This is a genomic window from Streptomyces flavovariabilis (assembly GCF_000725785.1).
Classification (GTDB): Bacteria; Actinomycetota; Actinomycetes; order Streptomycetales; family Streptomycetaceae; genus Streptomyces; species Streptomyces hawaiiensis.
Window position 1 is genome coordinate 1 of sequence record NZ_JNXD01000138.1, and the last position, 202, is coordinate 202.

The window sequence follows — 202 nt, forward strand, 5'->3', positions numbered from 1 at the left end:
GCCTTCCATACGGTGGAGGAACCACAGGCGGCGCTGGGCGAAGGACAACGGCATCCGCTCCGGACGCACGACGGCAACCAGTGCCGGGCGCTCGACCGGACTTGTGGCCGCCTCCACCAGCCCCGCCAGCGCGGCGACCGTCGGAGCCGAGAACAGATCCCGGATCGCCAGCTCCGCTCCCAGTACCCCACGGATCCGGCCG

At 71.8% G+C, this 202-nt stretch carries 1 protein-coding gene; it reads right to left on the bottom strand.

Annotation, left to right across the window (positions count from 1 at the left end; genetic code table 11):
• A partial coding sequence (locus IO24_RS41875) for a hypothetical protein (RefSeq protein WP_037670218.1) occupies window positions 1-202 on the bottom strand: 202 nt, incomplete at both ends.